Source organism: Brevibacterium antiquum, from assembly GCF_016107655.1.
In the GTDB taxonomy this organism is placed as follows: domain Bacteria; phylum Actinomycetota; class Actinomycetes; order Actinomycetales; family Brevibacteriaceae; genus Brevibacterium; species Brevibacterium antiquum.
This window is the reverse complement of record NZ_JABASX010000002.1, coordinates 73,861-96,416: the sequence shown is the minus strand read 5'-3', so window position 1 is coordinate 96,416 and position 22,556 is coordinate 73,861. Positions and strand designations below refer to the sequence as shown.

At 62.9% G+C, this 22,556-nt stretch carries 21 protein-coding genes; 11 read left to right on the top strand and 10 right to left on the bottom strand.

The window, feature by feature from the left end:
- Positions 1-26 precede the first annotated feature (26 nt).
- Positions 27-1,505 (bottom strand): glutamate-cysteine ligase family protein, encoded by a 1,479-nt coding sequence (locus tag JFC13_RS03750; RefSeq protein ID WP_198395780.1) that lies wholly within the window; start codon positions 1,503-1,505, stop codon positions 27-29.
- Between the two features lie 135 nt (positions 1,506-1,640).
- Here JFC13_RS03750 and JFC13_RS03745 point away from each other — a divergent pair, with 135 nt between their 5' ends.
- A complete protein-coding gene (locus tag JFC13_RS03745) occupies positions 1,641-2,813 on the top strand; it encodes a M20 family metallopeptidase (protein ID WP_198395779.1) in 1,173 nt (390 codons plus the stop codon).
- Between the two features lie 84 nt (positions 2,814-2,897).
- Here JFC13_RS03745 and JFC13_RS03740 read toward each other — a convergent pair whose 3' ends face one another.
- Entirely contained in the window at positions 2,898-3,842 is a 945-nt protein-coding gene (locus JFC13_RS03740) for an FkbM family methyltransferase (protein WP_198395778.1), read from the bottom strand.
- Positions 3,843-4,163: 321 nt separating this feature from the next.
- Here JFC13_RS03740 and menC point away from each other — a divergent pair, with 321 nt between their 5' ends.
- Together menC and JFC13_RS03730 are read left to right on the top strand one after the other, a co-directional pair.
- Complete coding sequence (gene menC / locus JFC13_RS03735) at positions 4,164-5,288, top strand: o-succinylbenzoate synthase (protein ID WP_198395777.1); 1,125 nt, start codon at positions 4,164-4,166, stop codon at positions 5,286-5,288.
- A gap of 89 nt (positions 5,289-5,377) precedes the next feature.
- Complete coding sequence (locus JFC13_RS03730; protein ID WP_198395776.1) at positions 5,378-5,620, top strand: hypothetical protein; 243 nt, start codon at positions 5,378-5,380, stop codon at positions 5,618-5,620.
- A gap of 50 nt (positions 5,621-5,670) precedes the next feature.
- Here JFC13_RS03730 and JFC13_RS03725 read toward each other — a convergent pair whose 3' ends face one another.
- The 4 genes from JFC13_RS03725 to JFC13_RS03710 all read right to left on the bottom strand — a co-directional run bounded on the left by JFC13_RS03725 (position 5,671) and on the right by JFC13_RS03710 (position 11,338).
- Entirely contained in the window at positions 5,671-6,579 is a 909-nt protein-coding gene (locus JFC13_RS03725) for a cation diffusion facilitator family transporter (RefSeq protein WP_198395775.1), read from the bottom strand.
- A 281-nt stretch (positions 6,580-6,860) separates the two neighbouring features.
- Entirely contained in the window at positions 6,861-8,615 is a 1,755-nt protein-coding gene (locus JFC13_RS03720) for a flotillin family protein (protein WP_198395774.1), read from the bottom strand.
- Positions 8,616-8,754: 139 nt separating this feature from the next.
- Complete coding sequence (locus JFC13_RS03715) at positions 8,755-9,213, bottom strand: DUF3817 domain-containing protein (RefSeq protein WP_198395773.1); 459 nt, start codon at positions 9,211-9,213, stop codon at positions 8,755-8,757.
- 106 nt (positions 9,214-9,319) lie between these two features.
- Complete coding sequence (locus JFC13_RS03710) at positions 9,320-11,338, bottom strand: M28 family peptidase (protein WP_198395772.1); 2,019 nt, start codon at positions 11,336-11,338, stop codon at positions 9,320-9,322.
- Positions 11,339-11,752: 414 nt separating this feature from the next.
- Here JFC13_RS03710 and JFC13_RS03705 point away from each other — a divergent pair, with 414 nt between their 5' ends.
- Positions 11,753-12,859 (top strand): VIT1/CCC1 transporter family protein, encoded by a 1,107-nt coding sequence (locus tag JFC13_RS03705; protein ID WP_198396069.1) that lies wholly within the window; start codon positions 11,753-11,755, stop codon positions 12,857-12,859.
- A gap of 75 nt (positions 12,860-12,934) precedes the next feature.
- Positions 12,935-13,819 carry an aminotransferase class IV gene (locus tag JFC13_RS03700; protein ID WP_198395771.1) on the top strand — a complete coding sequence of 295 codons (885 nt, stop codon included), beginning with the start codon at positions 12,935-12,937 and terminating at the stop codon, positions 13,817-13,819.
- Here JFC13_RS03700 and JFC13_RS03695 read toward each other — a convergent pair.
- On the bottom strand, positions 13,806-14,048 hold the full coding sequence (locus JFC13_RS03695; RefSeq protein ID WP_198395770.1) for a hypothetical protein: 243 nt from the start codon (positions 14,046-14,048) through the stop codon (positions 13,806-13,808). The two genes, JFC13_RS03700 and JFC13_RS03695, sit on opposite strands and share 14 nt — an antisense overlap.
- A gap of 197 nt (positions 14,049-14,245) precedes the next feature.
- On the opposite strand from JFC13_RS03695, the gene JFC13_RS03690 reads away from it, so the two are divergent.
- Positions 14,246-14,545 carry a DUF4235 domain-containing protein gene (locus tag JFC13_RS03690; RefSeq protein ID WP_198395769.1) on the top strand — a complete coding sequence of 100 codons (300 nt, stop codon included), beginning with the start codon at positions 14,246-14,248 and terminating at the stop codon, positions 14,543-14,545.
- Between the two features lie 21 nt (positions 14,546-14,566).
- Here the strand turns inward: JFC13_RS03690 and aroD are convergent, their stop codons facing one another.
- Positions 14,567-15,400: a type I 3-dehydroquinate dehydratase gene (aroD, locus tag JFC13_RS03685; protein ID WP_198395768.1), complete on the bottom strand. Its 834-nt coding sequence runs from the start codon at positions 15,398-15,400 to the stop codon at positions 14,567-14,569.
- Between the two features lie 50 nt (positions 15,401-15,450).
- Between aroD and JFC13_RS03680 the strand changes: the two genes are divergently transcribed.
- The 5 genes from JFC13_RS03680 to JFC13_RS03660 all read left to right on the top strand — a co-directional run bounded on the left by JFC13_RS03680 (position 15,451) and on the right by JFC13_RS03660 (position 20,548).
- Positions 15,451-16,251 (top strand): alpha/beta fold hydrolase, encoded by an 801-nt coding sequence (locus JFC13_RS03680; RefSeq protein ID WP_198395767.1) that lies wholly within the window; start codon positions 15,451-15,453, stop codon positions 16,249-16,251.
- A gap of 403 nt (positions 16,252-16,654) precedes the next feature.
- Positions 16,655-17,965, top strand: coding sequence for a quaternary amine ABC transporter ATP-binding protein (locus tag JFC13_RS03675; protein ID WP_198395766.1), 1,311 nt, complete (start codon positions 16,655-16,657; stop codon positions 17,963-17,965).
- Complete coding sequence (locus JFC13_RS03670; RefSeq protein ID WP_198395765.1) at positions 17,965-18,864, top strand: ABC transporter permease; 900 nt, start codon at positions 17,965-17,967, stop codon at positions 18,862-18,864. Before JFC13_RS03675 ends, JFC13_RS03670 begins: the two co-directional genes overlap by 1 nt.
- A 56-nt stretch (positions 18,865-18,920) precedes the next feature.
- Complete coding sequence (locus tag JFC13_RS03665) at positions 18,921-19,829, top strand: glycine betaine ABC transporter substrate-binding protein (protein ID WP_198395764.1); 909 nt, start codon at positions 18,921-18,923, stop codon at positions 19,827-19,829.
- Between the two features lie 155 nt (positions 19,830-19,984).
- Entirely contained in the window at positions 19,985-20,548 is a 564-nt protein-coding gene (locus tag JFC13_RS03660; protein ID WP_232488168.1) for a methylated-DNA--[protein]-cysteine S-methyltransferase, read from the top strand.
- Between the two features lie 6 nt (positions 20,549-20,554).
- Here JFC13_RS03660 and JFC13_RS03655 read toward each other — a convergent pair whose 3' ends face one another.
- A complete protein-coding gene (locus JFC13_RS03655; protein ID WP_232488167.1) occupies positions 20,555-21,901 on the bottom strand; it encodes a Dyp-type peroxidase in 1,347 nt (448 codons plus the stop codon).
- Positions 21,864-22,487: a copper chaperone PCu(A)C gene (locus JFC13_RS03650; RefSeq protein ID WP_198395762.1), complete on the bottom strand. Its 624-nt coding sequence runs from the start codon at positions 22,485-22,487 to the stop codon at positions 21,864-21,866. The genes JFC13_RS03655 and JFC13_RS03650 overlap by 38 nt, the downstream gene beginning before the upstream one ends.
- Between the last annotated feature and the right edge of the window lie 69 nt (positions 22,488-22,556).

Below are 22,556 nucleotides of genomic sequence, written 5' to 3'. Positions count from 1 at the left end.
GGACGAATGCTCGGACAGGCAAACGCTCAGACGGGCACGTCCCAGGTGTGGACGGGTTCGCCGGAGGCCTGGTTCGCCACGTAGGCGTCCATCATCTGTTTGAGTCCTTCGCGGCGCTCCGGTGAGTCCGGCGCACTGTCCGGGGCCAGGCGGTCAAGCATCTTCAGCTGCCAGGTCGCACCGTTGGTCCGTTTCTCGGCCCGGCCTTCGATGATCGACATGTACTCTTCGATGACGTCCTTGTCGATGCCCAATCGGCTCAGCCCCCTGCGCGCCTGCGGAATGAGCACATCGAGTACGAGATCCGCGACATCGATGTGGCCGATCTTCGGCCAGGTCACGCGCGCGTGGATGCCGTCCTTGGCGCAGGCGAAGAAGTTCTCCTCCGCCTCCCTGAAGGACATCCGCGACCACACGGGGCGGTTCTCTCCGACGAGGAATTCGGCCAGACCGTAGTAGAAAGCGGCATCGGCGACCATGTCGACGGGTGTCGGGCCGGCTGGGAGCAGTCGGTTCTCCACACGGATATGGGCTCCGGAGTCCGAGGAGTCGTAGATGGGTCGGTTCCAGCGCCACACGGTGCCGTTGTGCAGGTTGAGTTCGTAGAGCTTCGGAGCATCGGCCGAACTGAACTCGACGAAGTCCTTGATCTCGGGCAGCAGCGGTGGGAAGTAGCGGACGTTCTCTTCGAAGAGGTCGAAGACGCTCGTGATCCAGCGCTCCCCGAACCAGACTCGGGGCCGAACTCCCTGGTTGACAAGTTCGGGGGTGCGCGTATCGATGGACTGGGTGAACACCGGAATCCGGGATTCGTGCCAGAGTTTGCGACCGACGAACAGTGGGGAGTTCGCACTCATCGCGACCTGGGCTGCTGCGATCGCCTGGGAGGCGTTCCACGCCTCGGCGAACTTGTTGGGTGCGACCTGCAGGTGCAGCTGCATCGAGGTGCAGGATGCTTCCGGGGCGATATCGGAGAATTCGTGCTTGTACTTCTCCTCGCCGTCGAGTTCGATGCGGACGTACTCGCCCCGGGCGTCGACGATCGAGTTGCTCAGCGCCTCGTAGCGATTCTCTTCGGTGATCCATGTCTCTTCGGTGAGGAACTGGGTGCTCAGGGTCGGCAGAGTCCCGATCGATGCGACCTTCAGCCCTTCCGCCTCGGCGGCCTTCTGGGCCTTGCCCAGCCGGTGCGCCACGCCCGCTTCCAGCGTCTTCAGCCCACGCCCGGCCACTTGCAGCACCGGGTGGTTGAGTTCGAGGTTGAACCCGCCGATCTCCGACTGGTACTCATCGTCGAGGCGCTCGAGGACCTTCGTGTTGTTCAGGCTCGGCTGATTGTCGGAGTCGATGAGGTTGAGTTCGAGCTCCAGACCGATCGTGCCCGCGGACTTGAACTCCGCATGGCGCAGATACGTGTCGAAGAGCTCGAGGTTCTCCGCGAGCTTCTCCCGATACAGCGTGCGTTCTTCCGGCGTGTACCGCTTGGAATTGACTGCCTCACCCATGGGTTAAGCAAACCACAGACTGACCCGGTCTGCGCGTGTGTGAAGTCCGACTTTTCTCGGCCCGTATAGGCTGAGCCACGTCGCATGATGCGGACGCCGCAACCGCCCTTGCAGGCCACATCGTAGAATCGGCGCATGACCACCTCACTGTCCTCAGATCTCCAGTCCGCTGACCTCGTATCGAAGGCCACCGACCGTCTCCCACTCATCCTCGAAGACATCAGACGCGTCATCACGAAGGAGACACCGTCGCACGACAAAGCAGCCGTGGCCGCGGGAGCCCAGGACTTCGTCGAACTGCTGCACGAGCGCCTCGGAGCCACCGCTGAGGTCATCACCGTTGATGACACTGCCCATGTGCGCCTGCGCTTCGGTTCGGGCCCGGCCCGCGTCGTCCTTCTCAACCATCAGGACACGGTGTGGCCGCACGGAACCTTGGACCGCAAGCCCTTCTCCACCGACGAGGGGATTCTGCGCGGTCCGGGCAGCTTCGACATGCTCACCGGGGCGATCATGAGCATCCACGCGAGCGCGATTCTGCGCGAGCACCTCGGCGAGGGGGCCCTTGAGGGACTGTCGATTCTGGTCACCGGTGATGAGGAGATCGGGTCGATCTCGTCATCCGATCTCATTCGCGCCGAGGCGGCCGAGGCGAAGGCCGTGTATGTGTTGGAGGCGAGCGCCGGTGGTGCGCTCAAGCTCGAGCGCAAGGGCACGAGCAACTACACTCTCGTGTTCACAGGCAAGGCCTCCCACGCCGGGCTCGAACCGGAGAAGGGGATCAACGCGGGCATGGCGCTGGCCCTGCACCTGCCCCTTGTCGCAGATCTTGCCGATGCTTCAGCGGGCACCTCTGTGGTCCCGACCGTGATCAGTGCGGGCACCACCTCGAACACGGTTCCCGCCGAGGCGCGCGTTGATGTGGATGTGCGTGCACGCACCGCTGCCGAACTCGATCGAGTCGACACAGCCATGCGTGAACTCGCCACCCGCCCGCAGCTGGAAGGCTCGTCGATCGAGGTCATCGGCGGAATCAACCGTCCGCCGTTCGAACGCGAGCAGTCGGCTGAACTCTTCGATCGTGCCACTGCCCTGGCTGCTGAGCTCGGCCTGCCCGCTCCGGAGGGCGTGTCCGTGGGCGGCGCTTCGGACGGCAACTTCACCGCCGGTGACGGCATTGCGACACTTGACGGCCTGGGTGCTGTGGGCGATGGTGCGCATGCCGAGCATGAGCACGCGGTCATCGCTGAGATCGCCCCGCGCACAGCCCTGCTCGCGGCCCTCATCGCCGATCAGATCCAGGGCTGACTTCACTGGTCAGGTCCAGGGCTGAGACCAGCCTTCGGCCGCAGGGCTGAAGTGAGTTTCAGCGCGCTGCGCTGACTTGGTCGATCACCTGACCGGGTAGCCCGCGACCCGCATATCCTCCGGGTTCTTCGTCGTGAAGAGCCAGTCGCGAAAATGCGGGTCGGGGACGATCTCGTCATGAGCGCTGAGGTGGTCGTCGCCGACGAGGTAGTAGTGGTAGTCGAAGCGGTCGAGGATGCGCATCAGCTGCTCGGGCTGTGCCCGGTCGTCGAGGACCTCGCACAGGATGTCCGGCTGCAGTGTGCCCATCAGTTCCCGACCGTTGTCGAGGACGTCGTTCTCCGCACCTTCCACATCGATCTTCACAGTCACCTGCGGACGGCCGGGCGGCAGATCCGGGAGGAGCTCGTCGAGCGAGGTGAAGCGCACCTGCGCACCGGAGTCGAAGTCCATGCCAGTCCCATAGAACGACGGCAATGCCGATCCCCCATCGCCGGTGGGCACCTGCATCGTGGTGCCGGGCTTGCCGACGCCCGTCGGATGAACAGTCACCCGATCGCCGAGGTGGTTGCGCGCCACGTTCTTCTCCAACCCGGTGACGACGGCGGGGATGATCTCGAACGAGTGAGCGACCGCGGTCGGATTCGCGGCCAGCACCGCCATCGTGAAGACCCCGGTGTAGGCGCCGATGTCGAGGAACACGTCCGCGTCGCGGGATAGTTCGACCATGAGGTCGAGCGCGAAGGCGTCCTCTGCCTCCGTCCGGCGGCCCTTGCCCCAGTAGAATTCCTTGGCGATCTCGCAGCGGAACGGATCGACGAGGTAGAAGCCGGCGCCTCCGGCACGCCCGCGAACCTCGGTGAGTCCGATCGGTGCGGGGAGCCTGCCGACCTTGATGCCGTTGATGTGGGGCGCGACCGTCCTCAGCATCGGGTGGAGATACGGCTGCGCAAGTGCAGCCTTGACTGGCAGTTTGAGTCCGAACCACTTCTGCTTCCGGCCTTTGAGTGACCGCAGGTAGTCGTTCACGTAGCTCTCCCTTGAGTTGAGCAGGATCTTTGACTCACAGTACCAATGTCGGGCGCACGCGCTCCAGCGGCAGACCGGCGCGTGAGACGGGTGATGCGAGCCGCGGGTGTCCACAAGGAATCCTGTCGGAATATTCCGAGGGAGACTCATGTCGATCTCGCCGCTGGAACCCACCATTCTGGTCCACCGAAATCGGCGGGTTCCGCACTTCGGATGTCCATCTGCGTCCCATACTCCAATGCCCGCCGAGGTGGTCCTGCGAGTGGTTATAGGCTGGGCCACAGGATCATCAGCCCCGAACACAAAGAAGGTGCATGGCGCATGAAACTCAACTCGATCACTCTCCACCAGGTCTCCATTCCCCTCGTCACCCCCTTCGAGACCTCGTTCATGCGGGAGACGGAGAAGGACTGCTACCTCGTCGAGGCCACCTTCGACACCCCGAAGGGTGAGATCACGGGCTGGGGTGAGTCGGTGGCGATGATCTCCCCGCTCTACTCTTCTGAATACGTGGCTTCGGGCATCGATGTGACGAAGCGGTGGCTGGCTCCGATCCTCTTCGACGTCGACGATCTGACTGCGGAGACCGTGTCCTGGCATCTGCGTCACGTGATCGGTCACCCGATGGCGAAGTCGGCGCTGGAGATGGCGGTCATCGAGGCCCAGCTCAAACTCAATGACCAGTCTTTCAAGACCTACCTGGGCGGCGTCGTCGACTCCGTCCCCTCCGGAGTCTCTGTGGGCATCCAGGATTCTGTCGAAGAGACGGTCAGGGTCATCGGCGGGTATCTGGACGAGGGTTATGCCCGCATCAAACTCAAGATCAAGCCGGGTAAGGATATTGCCCCAATAGCCGCTGTGCGCAAGGCCTTCGGCGATGACTTCGGCTTCCAGGTCGATGCCAACGCCGCCTACACCCTCGTCGATGCCTCCCACCTGCGCAGGCTAGACGAGTACGGCCTCCTCCTCATCGAGCAGCCCTTGGGAGAGGCCGACATCCGCCAGCACGGCGAGCTCGCGAAGCTGATGGAGACTCCGATGTGTCTGGACGAGTCGATCGACTCCGCTGAAGCCGCCGCCGATGCGATCTCCATGGGTGCGGCAGCCGTCATCAACATCAAGCCTGGGCGAGTGGGCGGCTTCATCGAGGCGAAGAAGATCCATGATCTCTGCGCCGCACATGGTGTAGCAGTCTGGCACGGCGGAATGGTCGAGACCGGTTTGGGCCGTGCCGCCAATGCCGCCCTGGCATCGCTGCCCGGCTTCACCTTGCCCGGAGACATCTCCGGATCGAATCGCTTCTTCAACGAGGACATCACCGAAGAGATCGTCATGTACGACGGCAAGGTCGACGTGCCCACAGGTGTCGGCTTCGGCGTTTCGATCGACCCCGCGAGGCTCGAGAAGTTCCGGACCGACTCGCTGCAGATCCTGCCGCAGAGCTGAGCCGCCGAACGGCCACCGCCGAATAGGCAAACGGTTGGTAACTCCTGGTCGACGAGAGCGAGATTTTCGACCAGGACTTACCAACTGTCGTGCGCCGGCCCCTACTGTCCCAGACCCACGACTCCGATCATCACAGGGACGATGCTCTCGACCAGTTCGGACTGACCGCCGAGGCCCTGCAGATTCGGCAGGCCATTGAGAACGTGACCGGCGCGGGCATCCTCCCACGTGACCTCGGCGGAGATTCCAACACACTTGAGATGACGGAGGCAATCGTCGCTCAGCTCGAGGCGATCCACGCGAAGACTCCGGTTGCGTCCACCGCGAAGTGAGCCCTGCAGGCAAAGCAGCAGAACGAGCTGAGCCACCGTCCAAGACGGCCTCAGGTGTGGGTGTGCGTCTCCTGGGCCGCGTCCTTCGCTCTGTCGAACTGGAAGGTCGAGTGTTCGATGGCGACCTTGAAGTGCTCAGCGAGGCACTCCTGGAGCGCGGTGAGTATTCGCGGGGCATGTCCGTCGTAGAAGCATTCGTCAGCGAGGACCACGTGGGCGGTGAGCACCGGGAGGTTCGAATCGATGCGCGTCACGTGAAGGTCGTGGACCTCTTGGACGTGCTCGACTCCCTCAATGTGCATCTTGACCTTCTCGAGGTCGAGTTCCCTGGGGGCGACTTCAAGCAGGATCGATCCGGTCTCCTTCAGGATGGAGAAGGCTCTGGGGACGATCAGCGCGGCGATGAACAGAGCTGCCACGGCATCGGCGCGGGTCCAGTCGAAGAGCCAGATGGAGACGGCGGCGAGGATGACGGCGACGGATCCCAACGCATCGGCGATGACCTCGAGAAATGCGGCCTTGAGGTTGAGTGACTGCTCTTTGGAGGAACTGAGGATGATGATCGACACGATGTTGCCGAGAAGTCCGACGGCACCGAAGAACATCAGTTCCGGGCCCGGCACCTCGGGCGGGACGAAGAAGCGACGGATGCCCTCGATGAGGCTGTAGACGCCGAGTCCCAGCAGCAGAGTCGCCTGCGCTCCGGCGGCAAGCACCTCGGCTCGGCGAAACCCCCAGGTCTTCTGACCCTTCGGCGGCTTGCGGACCAGGGTGGCGGCGAAGAGTGCGATCCCGATGCCGATGAGGTCGACGGAATTATGTCCGGTGTCGATCAGCAGCGCCAGACTGCCCGTCATGATCGAGCCGATCACCTGGAAGACGAAGATCACCAGGACGATGCCGAAGACGATCGCCAACCGTCGACGCGATCCTGAGCTGTGCGAGTGGTCATGAGCCATGGAAACCTCCTCCGCAATCACATTAACATATGCGTATTTCTTTATGAATGAGTGCGTCATCACGCGAGCTCAGGGCATACCGGTTTCCGCCGTCCATCCCGCCCCGGCTTCCAACTGCCGCCGAGTCGGGCCCGAGCAGCGGCCCCGGTCGCAGACGCAGACGCAGACTCGGACGCAGAAAGCGTACGTGCCCGGCATCTGCTGCCAAGCACGTACGCATCAATTCTGCACACTCCCCGCGGGTCACCGCCACGCAGTGTGAATGCCGATCACGGCACAGACTATTTCTTGTCGGGACCGCCCGGCCCGTCCGAATCGCCGTCACGGCCGTCGCGTCGGCGCAGCGCCTCGGCGATGTAGGACTGCACATCGATTCCGGTGGCCTTCTTCACGTCATCGCCGATGTGGGTGAGGTCGAGCTCACCGTTCTCGTCGAGGTAGTCCTTCGGGTCGAAGTTCCCACTCGACCATGCGCTGGGATCTCCCGAACCAGCGGGATTCGCCCCTCCGCGACCCGAACGATCTCCGCGACCCGGCTGGCCGCCGTGGCCCTCGGAGATCTCACCGTCGACGACCTGATCGTTGTCGCCGGCGCCACCACCTGCAGACTCAGACCCGGCGAAATCACCCGCATCGTCGAATGCGGTCGAGTCATCGCGGCCCCAGCCGGTAGCGGAGTTCGATCCGCCCTGGTTCTGGGCCTTGCTGACCAGATCGCTGAGGTCGATTCCGGTGGTGCCGCGAACGACCTCGAGTACCTGAGCGAGGTTGTTCGATACCGAGTTCGCGAGCTTGGACTCACCATCGGTCGACACGATCGAGAGGTCCTTGATATTCGCGTAGGGCGCGACGAGCTCGCCGGCGATGGTCGGCAGAACTTCGAGGACCTTCGACAGCACGGCGGCATCGTTGAACTTCTTGTAGGCCTCGGCCTGAGCCTGGAGCGCTCCCGCCTCTGCCTCACCGCGAGCCCTGATCGCATCGGCCTGAGCCTCGCCCTCGAGGCGAATGGCCTCAGCGTCTTTCGAACGACGATGCAGCTCGGCGGCTGCCTCGGCTCGTCCCTGGGCTTCGACATCGTAGGCTCGCGCGTCGGCCTCTGCCTGCTGTCGGTACCGCTCCGCATCGGCCGGACGCCTGACCTCGGCATCGAGCTGTTCGGCACGCAGCTCTGCGGCTTCCTTCGCGACGATTCGGTCGCGTTCGAGCAGCTTCTGCTTCTCCGCCGCATTCGCCAGCGGACCGGCGTTATCGGCACCCGCCTGACGCTGATCGGCTTCTTCCTTCAGCGCCGCACGCCGCAGCGCAAGCTGCTGCTGCTGCTCGGCGATGGCCTGATCCGTCAGGGCCTGCTGCTTCTGGGTCGACTCATTCTGCAGCGCTTCCTCGACGGCCGAGGCACGACTGGCGTTCGCCTCGGCGATGGCGGCGTTCTTCGCGACCTCGGCTGCCTGTGGGCGGCCCCAGTCCTTCAGGTAGCTGCCCTCGTCCTCGACCGCGGAGATCTGGAATGTGTCGATGACCAGACCCTGGTTGTTCATCGAGTGCGCGGACTCCTCCTGCACCTGCGAGGCGAAGGAAGCGCGATCCTGGATGATCTGCTCAACGGTCAGCGTACCGACGACGGCACGCAGCGTACCGGAGAGGATCTCTGTGCTGTAGGGCTCGATCTGATCCTGCTGATCGAGGAAGCGCTGCGCTGCCTTGCGCACGTCTTCCTCGGTGCCGCCCACCTTGACCTGCGCAACTCCGTGCAGGCGCAAGGCGATGCCGTTCATCGAGATGCCGTCGATCGCAACGGCGATCTGACGCGAGGACAGCGACAGGATGAATGCCTTCTGCACGATCGGATAGACGACTGAGCGCCCACCGATGATGATGCGACCGGTGCCACCCGAACTGCTCGCATTGCGGCCGGTGATGATGAGCGCCTCAGACGGGGAGGCGATCTTGATCGAGCGCATGATCACGAAGAACGCGATCAGGGCGATGATGACTATGACACCGATGACTACGGCGCCCAGGATGAAATCCACATGAGCCTTTCCGAGATTCTGGATTGGAAGGGACCAGGCGCAGTGAGACCACGGCGCCCGTTGTGGTCATCCTATGCGAGTCTGCCTGTCCTGGACAGGCCCGCCGTGTCCTGGACAGGCCACCGAGGCTATGCGAGGTTCACTTGCCCCATTCGCCGGGAGGGCCGAGGAACAGCAGTCCGCTGAAGATGATGATGACGAAGATGATTCCCGCACCGATGGCCAGGAATGGTGAGCGGATCGCCCAGGAGGTGAGCTTCTCGAACCAGTTCCGCGGGGCACGACCGTTCGCGCCCAGTCCCCAGCTGCCCTCCAATGCTCCGGTCTTCTCCACGGATCTTTCGAAGGGAATCGTGGCGTAGGGAATGATGGCCGAGGCCAGGCCCGTGGCGATGCGCTTCTTGCTCCACATCTGCGAGGTGCCGACGCCGATGACGGCGATGACGAAGCAGATGAAGACGAACCCGTGGATGCCGCCGCCGATGCGCACCCCGATCTCGGTGATATGGGTGTACTTGAGGATCATGCCGATGATGAGCAGAGTCCAGGTGATGGTCTCTGCAATGGCGAAGGTCTTGAAGAAGAGTTTGGGAGTCACGAGCCAATTCTGCCTGACCAAGATGAGCAGGTGCTGAAGGCTGTGAATGGGCACGCGGGCCGGTGAACCTTTTCAGTCACCGGCCCGCGTGGCATTCGGGGGATGCTCAGGCCTTGCGGCGGCGAGCTCCCATTGTCATGATCACGCCGAGCACCATAAGTGCACCAGCCGAGATCACCAGGGGCAGTGCCTCATTGCCAGTGCGCGGCAGGTCTCCGCCGCCATCACCGGCACCCGGGCCATCGCTGTCCTCCGCGAGGACCTCGAACGAACCGGACAGCGGGTCACCGCCCTCGCAGTCGACCGTGACGTCGTACTTGCCGACGTAGGTTGCGGCCTTGGACTCGTCGAGACCGCGTACGCCGAACTTGGCCACGGAATCGGCATCTGCCGTCGCGGTCTGCTCGAATGTCTCGATCTCACCGTTCTGCGGCTCCACGGTCATCGTGGCGGTGGTGTCTGGGGTACAGCCGGCAGCTGCCACCTGGACGCCCTTCTCACCGACGAAGTCAGCCTGGTCGATCGTCTTCGGATCGATGCTCAGACTCCGCTCGCCCGGGGCCTCCGTCGGATCATCCGTCGGCGTCTCGGTAGGAGTCTCCGTCGGAGGATCCGTCGGTGGGGTGGTCGGCGGATCGGTCGGGTCCGGCGCATCGCTGAGATCGTATGCGAGTGTGTGCACCGAATAGCCGATGGCCGGCGCGAAGATGTCGAGAGACTGTTGGCTCACGTTCTCGATCGTGTCCGTGGGCTGATGGTAGTTAGTGTCGTGCTTGTCACCAACGGTTCCGCCGAACCATTCGGCCTCCTGCTCCGTCTTCGTTCCATCCGCACCAGAGAACAGGCCGCTGGCTGGAATGCCGTTGTCGATGAAGGCCTGGTAGTCCGAACGGCCGGAGAAGTCAGTTCCGACGTTGGGCTGATCATTATCGGCGAAGTAGTCGGTGAAGATCTTCTCGAGTTCCGCCGATCCTTCGGGCACATTGACGCCGTCCGGAATCGGTACATCGGAGCCGTCCGAATCCAGGGTGCCGACGATGTAGTTGTCGGAGCCGATCATGTCGAAGTTCATGTACGACTTGACCTTCGCGAGCTCGGCGTCGCCGAGGCTTTCGACGTAGTGGGTCGAACCGACGAGTCCGACCTCTTCTGCGGCCCACCAGCCGAAGCGGATGGCGTTGTCGGCCTCGGTCGGCTGCTTGGCCAGAGCCTCGGCGCTGGCCAGCAGTGCAGCTGAGCCGGACCCGTTGTCGTTGGCTCCCGGACCTTCGCGGACACCGTCGAGGTGGGCACCGAACATCTGGACGTTGTCGTGGTCGCCGGCCTTGGTCTCGGCAACGACGTTCCAGGTCGTCGAGGTGGTGTATTCGGTTTCGAGAGTGAAGTCAGCCAGCAGCGGCTCTTCCTCGGAGGCACCTTCGATCTTTGTCAGCAGATCGTTGCCGACGTTGTAGCTGACGCCGACTGTGGGCGCTCCGTTCTCGACACGTTCGCCGAGGGTGGCGTTGAGTGCTTCATCGGGGGCAGAGGTGTCGTTGTTGTAGAGGATGACCGCCGCGGCTCCGGCATCCGTGGCCGCCTGGGTCTTCTCTCCGAAGGAACAGGTGCCTCGGGCGACAAGGACGAGTGCGCCCTCGGCGCTGTCATCGAAGTCGCTGGCCGCGCAGCCCAGCTGACCGCCGCCCAGGTCGCTGTAGTCATCGTCGACCGGCAGCGCCACCGACAGATCGGTCAGCGGTTCTTCGGTGCCCTCGGTGTAGCTGGCCGGGGTGACCTCGACCTCCTCGCCGTCAACACTGACCGCGACCTCGCCGAACGTCTGATCGTCAACCTCGAAGGCCTGCCGTTCGACGTCGAAGGCACCTGTTGCCTCAAGCGTCTGTTCGACGTATTCAACCGACTCCTCATAGCCGGGAGTCCCCAACGCGCGGAACCCCTCATCGGCGTGGGAGGTCGAGATATCGGAGATCTTCTGCAGATGATCCATCACGGCGTCGCCGGTGACGCCCATATCGGTGTGCTCGGTCGGTCCCGCGTTCCCAGCCGCCAGTGCCGGGCTGAATCCGCCGAGAGCCAGACCGGTGGCGGCGGTGACCGCCAACCATGTTTTGGTACGCAACTTCATGGAGTTCCTTTCGCTCCTCAGGTGCCAGACGAACCATGATTGCTTTTCGCACACGTTCGCGAGCGGGCATCTCTGACCGCGCCCGGTCATCGACCGAACGTCACCCACGGGGTAATCGCAGCACACGAATAGCTGAGCGCTGACCGGCTGCCACCGCTGCTGTCAGAAGTTCGCAACAGCAGCGGTGACAACCGGTCGAGCTCAAGGGGAAGCTTGATTCTCACGTTTCGCAATGTCTTCGCCATTGGTAACGAAATACATACATCTATAACGAAACGGTGACACAACTCACATTGAGCTTTAATCTAGTCCATCCCTTGGGTCGCTGAGGTAACGAATTGATAACAACCCACACTTCGTCGATTGCGCAAGTGTTGAATTCAAATGCCTACTCCACGTAGAATCTGACCAGTGATGAACAACGAATCGACTCCCCCCGGCGCTGTCCATGAGCCCGACCGCCGGACGATCAGACGCTGGCAGCGGTATCTTGCGAACGAGCGGCTCGAGGAGCGCGTCTACCGCAATCTGGCCGATCGTCGCACTGGCGAAGATCGGGAGATCCTCCTCGCTCTGGCCACCGCCGAATCCCGACATCAGGAACATTGGATCGACCTCCTCGGCGAGCATGCGCAGAAGAAGCGAGCCCCCGATCTGGTCACCCTGAGCCTCGCGCTCCTGGGTCGGATGTTCGGGTCAGTCTTCGTTCTCGCCCTGGCACAGCAGTCGGAGACGAGTTCACCCTATGACGACGACGAAGCGGCATCGGCAGAGATGGCCGCCGACGAGCGGATCCACGCCGAGGTTGTCCGCGCTCTCGCCGCCCGCTCCCGGGCCCGCCTGTCGGGCAATTTCCGGGCCGCGGTCTTCGGCGCCAATGACGGGCTCGTGTCCAACCTCGCGCTCGTCCTCGGTGTCGGCGCCGCCGGGGTGGGCAACCACGTCATCCTGCTCACCGGCGTCTCCGGCCTGCTCGCCGGAGCCCTGTCCATGGCGGCCGGGGAGTACATCTCCGTGCGGTCCCAGCGCGAGCTGCTCGATGCCTCGACGCCGGATCCTGAATCGCGCCACGCACTGGCCGATCTCAACATCGACGCCAATGAGCTCGCTCTCGTCTTCCGCGCCAGGGGCATGGACTCCCCTGAAGCCGATGCTCGAGCACATCGGACGATCGCGGCAGCCAAGAACAAGAACGTGGCTCCTCAGCTGCCCAGCCTCGACTCCGGCGTCGACCGCGACGAGCTGGGCACCGGCTTGGGGGCATCGCTGTCGAGCTTCGCCTTCTTCTCCTCGGGCGCCCTCATCCCGATCCTGCCCTACATCTTCGGCATGTCCGGCCTGCCCGCCGTGTTCCTCTCCGCCGGCCTCGTCGGCATCGCACTCCTCTTCACCGGCGGCACCGTCGGCCTGCTCTCCGGAACCGCTCCGGGACCACGCGCCCTGAGACAGCTTGGCGTGGGATTCGGTGCAGCAGCCGTGACATACGCTCTCGGCCTCCTGTTCGGCGTCAGCGCAGGCTGACCACGGCTTCTGCTGCGCACAGGCTGAGCGCAGCATCCTCTCGGCGCAGGTTTTCCGAGAACCTAGACTGTCTGTATGACCGATGCTCTTGTCCTGATCGACCCTGCCGCGTCCATCGTCGAGGTAGCCGACCTCGGTGCCCCGCAGCTCCCTGTCACGGACCTGTCGGCCCATCGTGGCGACGGCATCTTCGAGACCGTTCTCGTGCGCATCGGCGACAGCGTGACCGTGGTGTCTCGTGATCGCCATTTCACACGCTTCTGCGCATCTGCCTCGGCGCTGGGCCTGCCCGATCCGGCACCGGAGCTGTGGGACTGCGGGCTCGACACCGTGATCGCCGAGGTGCGCGCGGCCGATCCGAGCCTCACCGAGTTCGGTGTCCGCTACGCGCTGTCACGCGGCACCCAGAACCCAGACGGAAGCCAGAGCCCACGTGGCTGGGCCTTCAACGTTCCCGTCGACGAGAAGATCACGCGAGCACGCGCACACGGCATCTCCGCCGTCAGCCTCGATCGCGGCTACGACGCCTACCTGGGAAGCAAGGCACCTTGGTTGCTCATCGGGGCGAAGACCCTATCCTATGCGGTCAACCAGGCCGCCGGAAGATACGCGGCGGAGCAGGGCGCAGACGAGGCCCTGTTCGTCTCCCATGATGGAGTCGTCCTCGAAGGCCCGACGTCCAACCTCATCATTCGCCGAGGCGACCGACTCCTCACGCCGAATCCGGAAGCAGGTCTGCTCTCGGGCACGACCCAGCGCCTGATCTTCGACCATGCGGGAGAGCTCGGGCTCAATGCCGAATATGCGGACTTCGGTCTGAGCGAGGTGGTCGGGGCCGATGGCGCTTGGTATGTGTCGTCGATGCGCACGGCCGTGTCACTCAATCAGCTTGACGGGAACCCCATCCCGCGAGACGAGGAGCTGACAGCGGAGCTTCAGAGGCTGATCATGGCTGGCTGACGCCGTCGGCCGAATCCGCTGCCGAAGACCTCAGTGTATGCCGGTTCGCTGCGGACCGAGGAGACGGCACGATCACCGTCAGGACCAGCGCGAGGATGCAGGCTCCGCAGCCGGCGAACCACAGGATCCAGAAGATGTCGGCGAGCAGCGGGAAGAGACCCAGAACGAAACTCAGCGCGCCGAAGGCGAACAGCCCGGTGATGACCGCGACTTTCCATCTGCTGAGCATTCCAGCTCCTCTCGTGCGCTGAAGCTTCAATCTATCGCTCGCATGCGCGCGCCACATCCCTCGAAAGTATGAAGTTCTGCCTCCTGCGTATGAATGGGTCTCCTGCGCTAGTGTGGTCACGTACGGATTCGCACCCCAGCGACATCTGCGCGGCGCATCATCGCCGCAGGCACAACGTCTAACGAAAGGACACGAGCATGGGAAAGCTCGCATGGCAGGTCATCGGCGTCGGAGCGCCCATCGTGGCAGCATTCGCGGCTCGAAAGGCGTTGACCTTCACCTGGGAGAAGGCGACCAAACGACCAGCACCGAACAACCCCGTCGATGACGAGATCTCGATGTCCGAGGCTCTGGCCTGGACCATCGTCTCCGGTGTCGGCGTGGCAGTGGCACAGCTCGTCGTGCAGCGCATCGCCGCCAGCACCGTGCGGAACAGCTTCGGCGACGACGCTCTGCCCAAGAAGTTCCGCAAGCAGATCGAAGAAGACGTCGACTGACCAGTCAGTCCCGCTGGCCTTTCAGCCGTAGAGCGAGTCGATGATCCCGGCCAGATCCGCAACGGCGATCTGGCCGGGTGCCGACGCCTGCCCCAGTTGTGCGAACGTTGCGCAGCTTCCGAAATCCGCACCCATGACGCGACTGGTTCTGCCCAGCTGACCCATCGAGATTCCGAGCACGGGAATCTCAAGAGCCTCCTCGGCGAGCGCAGTGGCACGCAGGAGCTCCGCGACATCCGCACGAGTCACCGGCATCATCGCTATCTTCGCCACATCTGCCCCGGCCGCAGCCATCCTGGTGAATGTGGCTGCCAATGCCTCTGCCGAGTCCGTTCGGGCGAAGTTGTGGTGTGAGGCCACCACCGACAGGCCCTGGTCATGCGCCAAGTCGATGAGCTCTGCCGCACCTCGGCGATCAATTTCGACATCGAGTGCCCACGTGACACCCGCAGCCCCATCCGGCGCCTCGGATATCCCGGACTTCTCATGCAGTCCAGTGATGACAGCCCTGATGATCTCTGTGTAGACGTCTTCGCTGACCTCGGCGCTGCCGCCCTCGAACCCCGTCCGCAGTGTGATGAGAACCGGCAGTCCAGCCGTGCTCACGTGTACCGCCAAGCCCAGGACCGCCTCGGCGAGCCCTTGGGGGTCAATCGCGACGGTCCCCTGGCTGCTCTCACCCGCGACGCAGTCGATCACGGGGTCTATGCGCCATTCGATGACGTCGACGACTGCTGTATCGGCGATGGCGCCGCACTGCCGTGCGATGTCCTCCGCCGAGGTTGCCTGGACGGGAACGATGATGGCCGGGCGCTGCGGATCTGCGGCATCATTGAGGAACGGCAATTGCTTCATGCCCCCAGCCTAGGTGCTTGGGTCGGCGCACCAGCGAAGAGGAACACCACGTGGAGACCAGGGACCAGCTCACCATCACCGCTCGAGACGGATTTCCGCTCGCGATCCAGGTCAGCGGCCCACCGGAGGCACCAGCCCTGCTCCTTCTCCCGGGGCAGTCGAACTCTCACGAATGGTGGGACGAACTGCGCTCGGACTTCGAACCTCAGTTTCGCACCGTCACCTTCGACTACCGCGGCACCGGCGGCAGCCGCGGTGAACTGAGTGAACTCTCGACTGCAAGCTTCGCCGCCGACGCCGCCGAGGTTCTCGACCACGTGGGCATCACCCGCACTGCTGTCTACGGGACATCGATGGGTGGGCGCGTCGCTCAGATGCTGGCTGCGGACTTCCCTGATCGCGTCGGCGCGCTGGTTCTGGGGTGCACAACACCCGGAGGTCCGAATTCCGTCAGACGGCCCCGGGAGGTGGGCCAGAATCTGGCGCGACTGCGCGGTCGTGAACATACGCAGTACCTGTTCTCACTTTTCTACACTCCGAACTGGACCGTGGCCCCGAGGTACAGCAAACTCCTCGGCGATGACACGATGACCGCCCAGGAGTCCGCGGCTCATCTGCGCATCAGTGCCCGTCACAATGCGTGGGAGCGCCTGCCGGAGATCACTGCACCGACACTCATCGTCCACGGCGACGACGACCTCATGAATCCCGTCGCCAACGCCCACCTTCTGCATGAGCGCATACCGCACTCTCGTATCCGCATCTGCCCTGGTGGTCGGCATGGCTTCTTCGAAGAGTTCGCCGAGGTGGTCAACCCTGAGATCCTCGGGTTCCTGAGCGCTGGGTCTTGAACACCTCTTCCGGAAGAGTCCCTGACTCACGTTCCTGAATAGCCCTGGCTCACGGCCACATCTCCTCGGAGAGCTGCCAACCTCGTTCACCATCAAAAATCCGCACTGTGTAACAAATCGGATAAGGCCATACCTATATGCCTCAAGAGCGGTTTGTAACAATCAAGTAACGTATGCTTTCGCATCGCCCCTGGTCAGAGCGGTCGTCAAGTCCGCCACACCGCGTCCTATCGACAAAGCCTGTACCGAAAACCCTGAACAAAACTACAATAGGGAGTGAGATATCCGTGTGCGGTGAGGCGAGTGTGCGATCCAACCAGTTCGGATCGACCACCACCGCATCGAAAAACGGGGGTGAAGCCTCTCGTTCTTGCGGAAGTTCAAGAATGTAAGGAGGAATCACGTGAGCGTAGTCAAAGCGTCAAACGTGTACAAAGTCTTCGGCAAGCGCCAGAAGGAAGTCGTCAAGCGTCTCGAAGAAGGTGCAGATCGCGACGAACTCACAAAGCTCGGCACAGCAGCGGTCATCGATGCCAGCTTTGAGGTCGAAGCGGGTGAGATCTTCGTCGTCATGGGACTCTCCGGTTCGGGCAAGTCCACTCTGATCCGCACACTCAACGGGCTGTGGGCTCCGACCACGGGGTCAGTCGAAGTCCTGGGCACAGACATCGCCAAGATCGATGCGGCAGCTTTGCGCAAGGTACGCAGCGAACACGTCTCAATGGTCTTCCAACACTTTGCACTGCTCCCGCACCGGACGGTTCGCGACAACGCCTCCTATGCACTTGAAATCCGAGGGACGGAGAAGGCAAAGCGCGACGAAGTCGCTGACCGCTGGCTGAAGGCCGTCGGCCTCGAAGGCTGGGGAGACAAGTACCCCGAGCAGCTCTCCGGCGGCATGCAGCAGCGTGTGGGTCTGGCACGAGCACTCGCTGCCGAAACCGACATCCTGCTCATGGACGAGGCATTTTCTGCCCTGGATCCGCTCATCCGACGCGAGATGCAGGAGCAGCTCGTGGAGCTGCAGGGCGAACTCAAGAAGACCATCATCTTCATCACCCACGATCTCAACGAGGCAATGTTCCTCGGTGATCGGATCGCAGTCATGCGCAACGGGCGCATCGTCCAAGTCGGCACACCAGAAGAGATCCTCACCGATCCCGCCAATGACTACGTCGCACAGTTCGTCCACGACGTCGATCGTGCCCGTGTCCTGACAGCGAGCAACGTGATGGAAAAGGCACGACAGGTCGTGACCAACCAGAACGGGCCTCGACTCGCTCTGCGCAACATGCGTGAGAGCAGCGCTTCGGCGATCTACGTCACCGATCGCCACCGCAAATTCCTCGGTGTCGTCAGCGATCGCGACTGCATCGACCATCTCCGCAACGGCGGGAAGACTCTGGACGAGATCATCCAACCGATGTCGACATCAGCATCACCCGAGGATCTGCTCATCGAGCTGTTCCTACCGTCCTCGGAGACCCCTCTTCCTGTACCGGTGACGAATGACGAAGGGCATCTCGTCGGGGTCGTCCCTCGAGCGACCCTGCTCGCCGCCTTGGGCAACCAGAACGGAGACGGAGAGCAGACCCCCGATGACGACAGCCTGGAGTGGACTGCACCAGTGGACACCGGACTCATCGACCAAATCCTCGCCGAGACGGATGATGCGTCAGAAGCCGGTGCGGCAAGTGGGAGGGGCGATCTCTAATGGAGAACATCAGAATCCCGGTGGGAGCGTGGGTCGATACCCTCTTCGATTGGCTCAAAGAGAACGTCTCGTGGTTCTTCGACTTCGTCACCTTCCTCTTCAACTTCCTCATCGACACGCTGACAAATGTGCTTGTCGACCTCCATCCGTTCGTCATCATCGTCCTGCTTGCACTTATCGGCTGGCTCCTGCGGTCCTGGCAGATGGCGATCGGCACACTGATCACACTCTTCTTCATCATGACGATGGACCAATGGGTGCCGGCGATGCAGACCCTGGCACTGGTCATCATCGCGGCAGTCATTGCGATCGTCATCGCGGTTCCGGTCGGCATCCTGGCCGCCAGGAACGACAGGGCATCCTCCGCCATCCGGCCCGTGCTCGACTTCATGCAGACGATGCCTTCATTCGTCTACCTCATCCCGGCTGTGACCTTCTTCGGCATCGGCGTGGTGCCCGGACTCGTATCAACCGTCATCTTTGCTCTGCCTCCCGGTGTGAGATTCACCGAACTTGGAATCCGCGGAGTCGACTCGGAGACGGTCGAAGCCGGTCAATCCTTCGGAGCCACACCGGGTCAGATTCTCCGAGGCGTCCAACTGCCTCTGGCCACGCCGACGATCATGGCCGGCATCAACCAGGTCATCATGCTCGCCCTAGCTATGGCCGTCATCGCCGGGTTCGTCGGTGCCGACGGTTTGGGCAAGAACGTCGTCGAGGCCGTCGCCACTCAGAACCTGCCCCTTGGCGTCGAGGCCGGACTCGGTGTCGTCATCATCGCGGTCTACCTCGATCGAGTGACCGCGGCTTTGGGCACTGCGAAGGACTTCCCGACTTCGCTTGTCGCCATGATGCGCAAGCGCAAGGCGAAGACCAAGGCCGTCGCTGCGCAAGCCTGAACGACCCAAGCCATCACGGACAGAAGATGTCGAATACAAGAGAATAGGAACACGAAATGAAAAATAGATTCCTCACCACATTCGTCGCCGGAGTGGCAGCTCTCGGCCTGGCCCTGACCGGTTGTTCGCAGGAAGCGGCGAAGGACGACGGAGGCGGCGGAGACAAGGGCGATATCAAGCTCGGCTACGTCACCGGCTGGACCGATGGCCAGAGCGTCTCGCTGCTGCTGGAGAACCAGCTCAGCAAGCTCGGCTACAACGTCGAGACCGAAACCTTCAGTGACGCTGCTGTCCTTTATGCCGGAGTCGCCAACGGAGATGTCGACATGTACCCCTCGTCGTGGCCTGAGGTCACGCACAAGCAGTACATGGACGAGTACGGCGACAAGCTCGAAGACGTCGGCGCGTACTACGACAACGCCGTGCTCACCATTGCGGTGCCGAAGTACATGAAGGACATCAACTCGATCGAAGACCTCAAGGGCAAAGGCAAAGACTTCGACGGGAAGATCATCGGCATCGAGCCCGGCGCCGGTCTGACCAAGGCGACGAAGGGAATGATCCCCAAGTACGGCTTGGACAAGGAGTACGAACTCGTCACCTCCTCGACCGCAGCCATGCTCACCGAGCTCGGCAACGCCACCGACGCCGAAGAGGACATTGTCGTCACACTGTGGCGTCCGTTCTGGGCGAACAATGCCTACCCGGTCAAGGACCTCAAGGACCCGAAGGGTGCCATGGGTGATCCTGAGAAGCTTCACTTCACAGCCACCAAGGGCTTCAGCGACGAGTTCTCCGAGGCTGCTGACTACATCAGCAAGATCAAGCTCGATGATGCTCAGTACGGCGACCTCGAAGACCTGGTCGTCAACAAATACAAGGACAAGGGCGACAAGGCCATTACAGAGTGGCTGAAGGCGAACCCAGACGCCTATGAAGGTGAGATCACCGACGAAGAGAAGTGATCCAACCCTTTCGAAAGACCCTTCGGCTCATTCACATGAGCCGGAGGGTCTTTCGCTGAATTTGAACGAGCTCAGCGCTGTGACTCTCACAGCGCACTATGGCCCGGCCGCAATAGTGCGCTACGTTTGCACTAACAGGGAGGAGATGCGTGACGATGAGTTCGCACGAGTTCCATGCCGAGGATGATTCTTCTCAAGCTACGACGGGCACTCCTGTCGGCCCCATCACCGTCACCAGCAACGGGCGATCCATCACTCGAGTCACTTGGCGAGAAACGGACACAGAATCCGGCCAGCTCCACGACACCGGTCGGGGTACTGCTGGCCCCGACGTTGACCACACTGACCCGCTTCTCGGCGAAGCACTGCGACAGCTTCGCGCCTACTTCGACGGAACCTTGACCACCTTCGATCTGCCCCTGGACCTGGGACAGATCTCGGCGACCGCGCGGACAGTGCTCACCACTCTCGACGAGACGGTTGAGCCCGGCACCACCGTCACCTACGGCGAGCTTGCCCGGCGCAGCGGGACGGGGATCCCCGCACGGGCAATCGGCAGCATCATGGGCCTGAATCCACTCCCGCTGGTCATCCCCTGCCATCGAGTCGTCGCCAGCGATGGGCTGGGCGGCTACTCCGGCGGTCGTCGTGGCGAGGGGTTGGCCACCAAGCGCTGGCTGCTCGAGTTCGAGGATGCACTCCCCCGCCCATTGTTCTGAACCGATTCAGCCCTCGAAGAGGCTCTGCCCGATGTACTCTCCCTCTGTGATGCCCGGCGGAATCGCCCACACCGTCGACCCGATCGGCGTGGTCCACTCATTGAGCAGATCCACCTCGGCGAGGCGGCGTTGGATCGGCAGGAACTGCCGGTCGATGTCGGCCTGAAACGAAGCGAACAGCAGTCCGGCCCCCTCCCCCGCGCCCGTCTCATAGTTGAACGTTCGCCGATGGATCTGAGTCTCCGGACCCAGCCCATCGCGAGCCCTGGCCACATGCGAAGCCGCCGAGATCTTCGTCAGGCCGCGCTTGTCGACGGCGGTGAAATCGGGAGTATCGAACTCGTCAGTTCCCGACAGCGGTGCACCCTGATCGAGGGTCCGTCCCGTCGCGAACTCACGTGCAGGCCGGTCAGCCTTGTCCCAGGTGTCCAGGTTCATCGCGATATCGCGCAGCACCAGAGTCGTTCCCCCGCGCATCCACTCAGGCAGATGCGCGCCGAGGTCGTCCGGCGGTTCCCCGCGCGCGGAGTACACCGCATCTTCCCGGCCTGTGCCCTGTCCCCAGATGATGCGCGCGAAGTCTTCGGATCCCGATCCGGGATTGGCTGTCCCATCCAACTGTCCGAAGAGGTTCCGCTGGGTCTTCCCTTCTGCTTTGCTGCCGTAGGAACGGCGGAACCCATCCCTCTGCCAGGCCACCTCGGCGAAGGTCCGGGAATCCTTCCACAGCATCCTTCGAGCATGTGCCAAGGTCAGTGGATCGTCGCCGCAGATCTGGAGGAGCAGATCTCCGGTGCACCGGTCGGGATCGAGATCATCGATTGGGAACTTCTCCAGCGGACCCAACCAGATGGGCACGGCTTTCGCGCCCGCCAGCTTCACCAGGCCGCGGCCGAATCCGAATGTGATGGTCAGTCGCGCCGGATCGTGGGCGAGTTCGGGTTCGGAGTCGGCCAGTGGGCCGCTGCCCTGCGTCAGGGCGGCGGCATCTGCGGTGAGCAGTCGAAGCCAGCGGACCACCTCGGCGGCGTTGATGCCGGGTTTCAGCGTCAACGCGAGGAAGTGCGCGTGAGCCTGCGGAGGAGTCTCCACCCCGGACTGGTGAGGGGCGTAGAACGGTTCGGTGACCGGGCCGTTGGCTCCGCTGAGATCCCGGGACGGCGCGGCCTCGGCACGGCCGTCGGCACCGGACCGTCCCACACCGAAGCCTGCGACGGCGCCGACCACTCCCGTCCCTCCGGCCGCGGCTGCCGATGCGATGAGGCGTCGGCGGCTGAAGCCGTGAGAATCGGAAGAGGCATCTCTGGACTCGGGCTCAGTGGTCACCGCTGTCCCCGTGGTCCATCTCGTCATCGTCCATGTCCCCGTGATCCATGCCCTTATGGTCCATGTCCTTATGGTCGGCGCCGTCGCCTTCGTCATCGGCCTCGCCCGGGGCGTAGTTCTCCTGCGCACCCGAATAGTCCTTGGCGATGGCGGTCACCGGGAAGCTCTGCTGATCGGCGGTGACGAGCTCCAACGAAATCTCCTCGCCCGGCTTGACCGGCTTCGCCAACCCCATGACCATGATGTGATCCCCACCGGGCTTGAGGCTCAGGGACTTACCCGCAGGGATCGTGAAGCCGCCCTTCTTCTCCTGCATCGACATGCCTCCCGAGTTGTCTTCGAGAGTCTCGTGGAGTTGGACCTGGTCGGCGTCATCGTATTTCGCGGCGACGAGGTTGATGTCCTTGTCGCTGTTGTTCTTGAGTTCTCCGAATACAGCGGTCATGCCATCGTCGGCGGCCTTGACCCAGGCGTTGTCGAGACTCAGGGAGTCGACGCTGACCTGGGAGCTGCTCGTGTCTTCGGGTTCGCTGGCCTGGCTCTGGTTACAAGCGCTGAGGCCGATCATGAAGGCAACTGACATGGTGACCATCAGAGTGGTGTTCTTACGCATTTCGTCTGCACTTTCAGCTTGTCGGTGCAGCCGAGCACAGGTCGCGACTAGCGTCGACGCGGACGCGAT

Bases quoted from the DNA above. Each gene is read 5' to 3' on its own strand.
- JFC13_RS03750 (WP_198395780.1), bottom strand. From the start codon at position 1,505: ATGGGTGAGGCAGTCAATTCCAAGCGGTACACGCCGGAAGAACGCACG.
- JFC13_RS03745 (WP_198395779.1), top strand. From the start codon at position 1,641: ATGACCACCTCACTGTCCTCAGATCTCCAGTCCGCTGACCTCGTATCG.
- menC (WP_198395777.1), top strand. From the start codon at position 4,164: ATGAAACTCAACTCGATCACTCTCCACCAGGTCTCCATTCCCCTCGTC.
- JFC13_RS03725 (WP_198395775.1), bottom strand. From the start codon at position 6,579: ATGGCTCATGACCACTCGCACAGCTCAGGATCGCGTCGACGGTTGGCG.
- JFC13_RS03710 (WP_198395772.1), bottom strand. From the start codon at position 11,338: ATGAAGTTGCGTACCAAAACATGGTTGGCGGTCACCGCCGCCACCGGT.
- JFC13_RS03705 (WP_198396069.1), top strand. From the start codon at position 11,753: ATGAACAACGAATCGACTCCCCCCGGCGCTGTCCATGAGCCCGACCGC.
- JFC13_RS03700 (WP_198395771.1), top strand. From the start codon at position 12,935: ATGACCGATGCTCTTGTCCTGATCGACCCTGCCGCGTCCATCGTCGAG.
- JFC13_RS03695 (WP_198395770.1), bottom strand. From the start codon at position 14,048: ATGCTCAGCAGATGGAAAGTCGCGGTCATCACCGGGCTGTTCGCCTTC.
- JFC13_RS03690 (WP_198395769.1), top strand. From the start codon at position 14,246: ATGGGAAAGCTCGCATGGCAGGTCATCGGCGTCGGAGCGCCCATCGTG.
- aroD (WP_198395768.1), bottom strand. From the start codon at position 15,400: ATGAAGCAATTGCCGTTCCTCAATGATGCCGCAGATCCGCAGCGCCCG.
- JFC13_RS03670 (WP_198395765.1), top strand. From the start codon at position 17,965: ATGGAGAACATCAGAATCCCGGTGGGAGCGTGGGTCGATACCCTCTTC.
- JFC13_RS03665 (WP_198395764.1), top strand. From the start codon at position 18,921: ATGAAAAATAGATTCCTCACCACATTCGTCGCCGGAGTGGCAGCTCTC.
- JFC13_RS03660 (WP_232488168.1), top strand. From the start codon at position 19,985: ATGAGTTCGCACGAGTTCCATGCCGAGGATGATTCTTCTCAAGCTACG.
- JFC13_RS03655 (WP_232488167.1), bottom strand. From the start codon at position 21,901: ATGACGAGATGGACCACGGGGACAGCGGTGACCACTGAGCCCGAGTCC.
- JFC13_RS03650 (WP_198395762.1), bottom strand. From the start codon at position 22,487: ATGCGTAAGAACACCACTCTGATGGTCACCATGTCAGTTGCCTTCATG.